Origin of the sequence: Mesorhizobium sp. M0991 (genome assembly GCF_040318915.1) — a bacterium.
Lineage (GTDB): Bacteria > Pseudomonadota > Alphaproteobacteria > Rhizobiales > Rhizobiaceae > Mesorhizobium.
Map to the genome: position 1 here is coordinate 20,214 of NZ_JAMYNE010000048.1, position 7,402 is coordinate 27,615.

Below are 7,402 nucleotides of genomic sequence, written 5' to 3' on the forward strand. Positions count from 1 at the left end.
CTTAACGATGGGGTCATCAAGATGCCTCCGGTTTGATCGGAGGCATTTGTGTTTTGGATGTTGGTTGTGGAGACGATTGCAAAGATACGCCGGCTGTCGCTGGTGCAGGGAAAGTCGATCAAGGCGATCTGCCGGGAGCTGAAGATCTCCCGGAAGGTGGTGCGCAAGGTTTTGCGTTCCGAGGAGACAGAGTTCCGCTACGAGCGCAAGCATCAGCCTTATCCCCGGATGGGCGCCTGGCGTGACGAGTTGGATCGGCTGCTATCGGCGAATGCGGCCAAGTCTCAGCGGGAGCGGCTGACACTGATCCGCATCTTCGAGGAGCTTCGCGGCCTCGGCTATGACGGCAGCTACAGTTCGGTGTGGCGGCATGCTCAGAGTTGGGAGGCGGATCGCGGCAGCGCCGCGGCCGAAGCCTACATTCCGTTGAGCTTTGCGCCGGGCGAGGCCTACCAGTTCGACTGGAGCCACGAGATCGTTCTGCTCGACGGCGTGACGGTAACGGTGAAGGTGGCGCACATGCGGCTTTGCCACAGCCGTATGTTCTTCGTGCGGGCCTATCCGCGCGAAACGCAGGAGATGGTGTTCGACGCCCATGACCGGGCGTTCGGCTTCTTCCGCGGCGCCTGCACGCGCGGCATCTACGACAACATGAAGACGGCGGTGGACGCGATCTTCATCGGCAGGGATCGCCGCTACAACCGCCGCTTTGCGCAGATGTGCGGGCATTACCTTGTCGAGCCGGAGGCCTGCACGCCGGCGGCCGGCTGGGAGAAGGGGCAAGTCGAGAACCAGGTCGGGCTGGTGCGCGAGCGCTTCTTCACACCGAGGCTGCGCTTCAAGACGCTGGAGGATCTCAACGGCTGGCTGGCCGACAAATGCGTTGCCTATGCCAAGGCGCATCGGCATCCCGAACAGGGCGGGCGCACGGTCTGGGACGTATTCGAAGAAGAGCGCGCCAGCTTCATTCCCTATGCCGGTCGCTTCGACGGCTTTCATTGCATTCCCGCGTCGGTGTCGAAGACCTGCACGGTGCGCTTCGACAACAACAAATACTCGGTAACAAATACTCGGTGCTGTCGAGTGCCGTCGGCCGGCCGGTCGAGATCCATGCTTATGCCGACCGGATCATTATCCGCCAGGACGGCGTGGTCGTGGGCGAGCATGCCCGCTGCTTCGGCCGCAACGAGGTCATCTACGATCCCTGGCACTACGTGCCGGTGCTGGCCCGCAAGCCAGGCGGATTGCGCAACGGCGCGCCATTCCTTGGCTGGGTCCTGCCATCGGCAATGGAGAAGGTGCGCCGCAAGCTCAAGGCGGTTGATGACGGCGACCGGCAGATGGTGTCGATCCTCACCTGCGTGCTGACCGACGGATTGAGCGCGGTCGAGGCCGCCTGCCAGGAAGCCATCGAGCACGGCGTCTCGTCGGCGGCTGTGATCCTCAACATCCTGGCCCGCAGCCGCGATCCGGCGCCGGGCACGATCCTTTCCATTCCCCAGGCGCTGAAGCTGGCTCACGAGCCGATCGCCGACTGCGCCCGCTATGACAGCCTCAGGAGGACGAACAGCCATGGAACGCACCGAAGTACTGGAACTGATGGGGGCGCTGAAACTCTTCGGGATGCGCGCGGCCTATGACGAGATCATGGGCGTCGCCATTAAGCGGCAGCACGAACCGCCGAAGATCGTCGGCGATCTGTTGCAGGCCGAGATATCGGAGAAGCAGGCCCGCTCCATCAAGTACCAGCTCACCGTCGCCAAGCTTCCGCTGGCCAAGGATATCGAGGACTTCGATTTTGCCGGCACGCCGGTCAACGAGAGCCTGATCCGCGACCTCGCCGCCGGCGCCTTCGTCGCCGATCAGCGCAATGTCGTCCTGGTCGGCGGGACAGGCACGGGCAAGTCTCATCTGGCCATCGCCATTGCCCGTTCTCTCATCCGCAACGGCGCACGCGGGCGCTTCTTCAACGTCGTCGACCTCGTCAACAGGCTCGAGACCGAGACCCGTGCCGGCCGGCAGGGCCGCATTGCCGATCATCTTACCCGGCTCGACTTCGTCGTCTTCGATGAACTCGGCTATCTTCCCTTCGCCCAGGCCGGCGGGCAGCTGCTCTTCCATCTGGTCTCGAAGCTTTACGAACGCACCAGCGTCATCATCACCACCAATCTCGCCTTCGGGGAATGGCCCACCGTCTTCGGCGACGCCAAGATGACCACCGCGCTGCTCGATCGCCTCACCCATCACTGCGAGATCGCCGAGACTGGCAACGAATCTTGGCGCTTCAAGAGCCGCTCTCAAAGCTGAAGTCCGAAAGCCAATCAGTCGCGCCCGATCAGGCTGCGCAACCCCGACCAGCTTCGCCTGATCGGGCGCTTACCGGCGTGCCCTTCAACACCCCAATACCGGGGTCCCTTTTGCGCGAAAAACCAGGGTCCCGATTCCGTGGTCATTGACAGAGATGCTCTTGCCAAACTCATGCACCTGCTGAGAAAGGCCGCCAGACGCACCACCCACGCCGTCTGCAGCGCCATTGGCAAAATCCACGACGCTCTCAGATCAAGGAATGCGCCAACTATTTCACCGAGGTCGAGTAGGCCCCAACTTAAAATCCTCACGCTCTAAGCACGGCATGGGTTATGCGGAGCCGGGCACGCGAACTCAGTCCTCCCTGAATGCCCGACGGATTTGATCTGCCAGAGGTTTTACGAGGTAAGACAGCATTGTGCGGCTGCCGGTCGAGAAGAACACCTCGACAGGCATACCGGGCGACAAGGTCAGGCCCTTCAGCCTCGCAAGCTCTGCACGGGGCAGGCTGACACGCACGGTATAGAAGGCCGCACCGCTTCGTTCATCGATGCTCAGATCGGGGGAGATCTCACTGACTACACCATTCAGCTCTGGCGTTGTCCGCTGGTTGAAGGCCGAAAATCGCAAGGTTGCGCTCTGCCTTGGGATCAGCTGATCGATGTCCTGCGGAGCCACACGTGCTTCGACGGTCAGGTCGTCTGTCACAGGGACAATCTGCATGATGAGCTCTCCCGCAGATATGACGCCACCGACCGTGTGCACGCCGAGCTGATGGACGACGCCAGTCTGCGGGCTGCGTATATCGATCCGCTTGAGCTGATCCTCGGCCGAGACCTTTTGCTCGACCAACTCCGAGAGCTTTGCCTGGACGTCACGGAGCTCGGTTGCCACCTCGCTGCGCAAATCCTGGTCGATCTGAATGATCTGCAAACGGATTTCGGATGTATGACCCTTCGATTGCGCTATGGACGCAGTCAGCTTCCCATGTTCGCCGTCAAGCCGGACTGCGTCACGCTCAAGCGTCGTTATGCGATCGATTGAAACCAGCTTGCGTTCCCAGAGTTTGCGCATGCCGTCGAGTTCAAGCCCGATCAACTTGATTTCCTGGCTTTTAGCAGCCCTTTGCTCAGTCAGGCCGGAAACTTCTTCGCTGAGCTGAGCAATGCGCTCTCTCAACTGGGCCTTCTGGCCAGCGCGTGCCTGGCGACGAAATTCGAACAAGGATAGCTCGCCGGCCATCGCACGCCGGATCTCAGGATCGTCCTGCCGCAACGTCAGCGAAGATGGAAAGGCGATGGCGTCGGTGCCATCGCGCTCGGCTTCGAGGCGGGCCAGACGGGCCTCGAATTCGTCCAGGCTCTTGGTGACGATGGCTAAATCGGCCCGGGTCACGGTTTCATCGAGACGGATCAAAACCTGGCCCGCCTGCACGGCGTCGCCTTCTCGCACGAGGATCTGACCGACCACGCCACCCGTTGGATGCTGCACCTTTTTAACGCTGGAATCGACGACCAGCCTTCCCGAAGCAATGACGGCTCCAGAAAGCTCCGTGACCGCGGCCAGGCTTCCGGCCCCACCAACCAGGAGCATGCAGACCGCGACACCGCCGAACAGATAGCGTCGAATGGTCCGATCGATCGCGGATGCCGTGTGTTGCGTCATCAGTGTGTCGCCTCCTCAGGGCCGGAGACGACCTTCAGGGGAACGCTGCCCGAACGGGTTACCTTGCTCAAGACCTCATTCTTGGGGCCAAACGCCTGGACACGGCCGTTGGCCATGACGAGTACCTGATCCAGGCTTGCAAGCGCGCTCGGCCGATGTGCCACCACCACAGCAATGCCGCCTCGCGCCCGCACGCCCTCAATTGCCGCCGCCAGCGCGGCCTCCCCTTCGGAATCGAGGTTGGAATTAGGCTCGTCCAGGATGACGAGGAACGGATCGCCATAGAGGGCCCGAGCGAGCGCAACCCGCTGTCTCTGGCCCGCCGAAAGCGCCGACCCGGCCTCGCCGATCCGCGTTTCGTAGCCTTCCGGCAGATGGACGACAAGGTCATGAACGCCGGCCGCGCGCGCAGCCGCCAGTATCTTGTCCGAAGAGGCTTGAGGTTCGAAGCGTGCGATGTTCTCGGCAATGGTGCCATCGAACAGTTGCACATCCTGCGGCAGATAGCCGACATGGTTGCCCAGTTCTTGCGGCGACCACTGGTCGAGCGTTGCTCCGTCCAGCCTGACGGTCCCACGGGTTGGAAGCCATATCCCGGCCATTGCTCGGACAAGCGACGATTTTCCGGACGCGCTCGGTCCGACGATGCCAAGGCCGGCACCCTTCTCCAGCGCGAACCCGACATCCAGCACAACCACACGACGCTCGCCGGGTGGCGTGACGCTAATGCTTTCTACGGCAAGAGCAGATACAGGTGCCGACAGCGAGACACTCGTGGCAGTTTCGGGAAGCATGGCCAAAAGCTGGCTCAGCCGGGTCCATGCCTGGCGAGCACTGACGAAACCCTTCCAGTGGGCGATGGCCAGTTCGACCGGTGCGAGCGCCCGGCTCATCATAATCGAACTGGCGATCATAATACCGGCTGTCGCTTCTTGATGAATGACCAGATAGGCGCCGATCGCCAGTATACCCGACTGCAGCATCATGCGCAGGATCTTCGAGATCGTCCCGAGCGTCCCAGCCAGGTCGCTGGCTCTTGCGTTCGTGTTGAGAAAATCGGCGTTGACGCTTGACCAGCGCTCGGCGATGCGCGCGCCAAAGCCCATCGCCTGCAGGACCTCTGCGTTGCGACGCGTCGCTTCCGCAAGCGTATTGCGCGCTGCCGCCTGGCTGTTTGCCCTCTTCGCAGGCTCCCTCGTGCGAACTTCGGCAAGCAGAGTCAGGCTAGAGAGAAGGATGGCGCCTGCCAGCGCCGTCATGCCGATCCAGACATGGAACAGGAAGCAAATTGCCAGATACAGCGGCATCCACGGCAGGTCGAAAAGCGCAGTCGGACCAGTGCTCGACAGAAACGAACGCACCTGGTCAAGATCCCGCAACGACTGAAGGCCGTCGCCTGGGAGCTTGGTGAGCAACGGCAAACGCATAAGGGCGGTATAGACTTGCCCACTCAATCGCGCGTCCAAAGCCATCCCGATGCGCACGAGCAACCGCGACCGGATAAGCTCAAGAACGCCTTGGAAAATGAACAGCATGCCGGTAAATACGGCAAGCCCGACAAGCGTCGGCACACTGCGGCCGGTGATGACCCGATCATAGACCTGCAGCATGAAGAACGAGCCGGTCAGCGCCAGAACATTGACGACGCCGCTCATCAGGGCAATTCCAGCGAACGCGCGGCGGAAAGAAGCCAAAACCGCAGCGAGGGTTGGTCGCGGCCGCTCGGACGAATGGGAATGCGACATCGCCTTCACATCGGTTCCAGTTCGGTCCCAGGCGCAAGAATCGTGCCCGAAATCGGGCTCGATGACAACGTCTCCATTACCGCCGCCACCGTCAGGTGTTGCGCCTAGATATGCCAATCGTTCAGCGCGTACGCGTGGACGTAGTCGATCTGCATTTCTGCAGGTGTCGCAAGCCCGTCGGCAGGCGCTCCCGCGAGCCCACCGACCGCCAGGTCGACCAGCATATACATGGGATCGTGCATATCGGAAGGCGTTGCGGCACGAGCAACTTCGACGTCGTCGAAATACCAGACGAGTTCGTCTTCTGTCCACAGCACTCCGTAGGTGTGGAACCCTTCGGTATCCGCGGCATAGGCCGTCGAGGACACTGTCGTATGCGTTCCCGTCTCGTTGGAGTGGCTTGTCAGAATGAGCTTGTTTGGATCCTGACCGAGCATTTCCACGACGTCCAGTTCCGGTGGCCAGGAGCCGTCAGCCGGCAGAAGCCAGAAGGCCGGCCATACACCTTGCTTTTCGGGCATGTCAGCCCGAATTTCGAAATAGCCGTAGGTTTGTGCGAAGGACTCATAGGTCGTCAGCAAACCTGACGTGTATTTGTAATCGTTTATGTAGGGCTGGATTGCCGCGGGAGCCCGGGCGGCAGTAATCGTGAGAACACCGTCCTCAACGCTGAACGGGTTGACCGAACTCGTCGGGGCGTAGTTGGTGTCGATATACCATTGAAGCTCCTTGTTGCTCGTGAGCGAACTGCCGTTCGCGGCACCCCACCAGAAGTTCGAGTCCCAGGTGCCGCTCGAGCCATTCCACAGGTCGAGCGTGTTGAACTCGTCCGAGAAGGTGAGTTCCAGATGCGACCTGTCCAGGGCCAGATCGAACTGGCCTGGGGTGAACTGGTCGATGGTCTTATTGGCGAAAACGAGAAACTCGTCATCGGACAGGTTCAGTTGGACGTTCGCTCCCGACTGGACCATGTTGGCGTGCACATCCTCGAAGGAGGTGAAGCCGTAACTCCCGACACGCACGGTATCGTCGGCGCCAAAGTCGAGGATCAGGTCACTGCCGTTGCCGGGGGTCACGACGAAAATGTCCGCCCCGGGTCCGCCCTTGAGAACGTCATCGCCCTGCAAGCCGTCGAGCGTCTGTTGGCCGGAGCCGCCGGTAACGATGTTGTTTAGCTCGTTTCCGAAAGCATAGTGTTTGTCGCCGGTGACCGTCAGGTTCTCGAAATTCGCTGGCAGCTTATAGCTCATCCAGGTCGAGATGGTGTCGACACCCTCGTTGGGCAGCTCGACCGCCTTGTTTTTGGAGGAATACAGATAATAGATGTCATCGCCCTTGCCGCCGTACATCGTGACGGTGACGCCGCCGTCGGCGTACATTGAGTCGTTGTAGATGCTGCCATAAAGTGTGGGGCCGGAGTTCGTCGCCGAATACCACTTTACCGAGGACCCGCTGTAGGCGAGTGGAACACCCTTGGCGTTCAGTACGGTAGCCATTTGGGTCCTCTCCTTTTTCTCGCCTCGATATCGGTTTCTCGCCTCGATATCGGGCCTAACACCTATTGAGAGCAAAGGAGCCAGTACTATTTAGCTTTCGAGTTTAGGCCGTAGACTCATAAGCGCGAAGCCACAGTCGCATTGAGGCGAGTTGGATCATGGCGAGGAAGTTGGCTGCCAGTTTGTCGT

The 7,402-nt window shown here is 60.8% G+C and carries 4 protein-coding genes and 2 pseudogenes; 2 read left to right on the forward strand and 4 right to left on the reverse strand.

Going from position 1 to position 7,402, the window contains the following annotated elements:
• Window positions 1-57: 57 nt before the first annotated feature.
• A pseudogene (gene istA, locus NKH70_RS32905) lies at window positions 58-1,568 on the forward strand (IS21 family transposase); the annotation flags it as partial.
• 4 nt (window positions 1,569-1,572) lie between these two features.
• Window positions 1,573-2,307 (forward strand): IS21-like element helper ATPase IstB, encoded by a 735-nt coding sequence (istB, locus tag NKH70_RS32910; RefSeq protein WP_353027253.1) that lies wholly within the window; start codon window positions 1,573-1,575, stop codon window positions 2,305-2,307.
• Between the two features lie 354 nt (window positions 2,308-2,661).
• On the opposite strand, the gene NKH70_RS32915 is transcribed toward istB, so the two are convergent.
• The 4 genes and pseudogenes from NKH70_RS32915 to NKH70_RS32930 form a co-directional block, all read right to left on the reverse strand.
• Entirely contained in the window at window positions 2,662-3,972 is a 1,311-nt protein-coding gene (locus NKH70_RS32915) for an HlyD family type I secretion periplasmic adaptor subunit (protein ID WP_352530769.1), read from the reverse strand.
• Window positions 3,972-5,717: a type I secretion system permease/ATPase gene (locus NKH70_RS32920; protein ID WP_353027254.1), complete on the reverse strand. Its 1,746-nt coding sequence runs from the start codon at window positions 5,715-5,717 to the stop codon at window positions 3,972-3,974. The genes NKH70_RS32915 and NKH70_RS32920 overlap by 1 nt, the downstream gene beginning before the upstream one ends.
• Before the next feature lie 104 nt (window positions 5,718-5,821).
• Window positions 5,822-7,213 carry an endo-1,3-1,4-beta-glycanase EglC gene (eglC, locus tag NKH70_RS32925; RefSeq protein ID WP_353027255.1) on the reverse strand — a complete coding sequence of 464 codons (1,392 nt, stop codon included), beginning with the start codon at window positions 7,211-7,213 and terminating at the stop codon, window positions 5,822-5,824.
• A gap of 103 nt (window positions 7,214-7,316) precedes the next feature.
• Window positions 7,317-7,402: pseudogene (locus NKH70_RS32930) on the reverse strand (IS5/IS1182 family transposase); the annotation flags it as partial.

What these genes read in the sequence shown, in the direction of transcription:
- NKH70_RS32915 (WP_352530769.1), bottom strand. Translation starts at nt 3,972, where the DNA reads ATGACGCAACACACGGCATCCGCGATCGATCGGACCATTCGACGCTAT.
- eglC (WP_353027255.1), bottom strand. Translation starts at nt 7,213, where the DNA reads ATGGCTACCGTACTGAACGCCAAGGGTGTTCCACTCGCCTACAGCGGG.
- NKH70_RS32920 (WP_353027254.1), bottom strand. Translation starts at nt 5,717, where the DNA reads ATGTCGCATTCCCATTCGTCCGAGCGGCCGCGACCAACCCTCGCTGCG.
- istB (WP_353027253.1), top strand. Translation starts at nt 1,573, where the DNA reads ATGGAACGCACCGAAGTACTGGAACTGATGGGGGCGCTGAAACTCTTC.